Here is a 246-nt window from a genome sequence, read left to right on the forward strand (position 1 = left end):
ATTGCGATTTGTACGCGGGCACACGCACCATCTTGGAGACATGCCGGCCATATTTGAAGGCCGGCACCGTGATCTGTTTCGACGAGTATTTTAACTACCCCGGCTATGAGCAGCACGAATTTTTAGCTTGGCGCGAGTTTTATAATAAGTATGGAATTGCATATGAATATCTCGGCTTCGTCAGCAGTCACCAACAGGTATCGATTCGTATCACAGCAATCGCCTAGTTAAGGCGATTGCTGTTAT

At 46.7% G+C, this 246-nt stretch carries 1 pseudogene; it reads left to right on the plus strand.

Features of this window, described 5'->3' with window-relative positions:
* Positions 1 to 227: pseudogene (locus SB772_RS44395) on the plus strand (class I SAM-dependent methyltransferase); the annotation flags it as partial.
* Between the last annotated feature and the right edge of the window lie 19 nt (positions 228 to 246).

Origin of the sequence: Paraburkholderia sp. SIMBA_030 (assembly GCF_046535245.1) — a bacterium.
Lineage (GTDB): Bacteria > Pseudomonadota > Gammaproteobacteria > Burkholderiales > Burkholderiaceae > Paraburkholderia.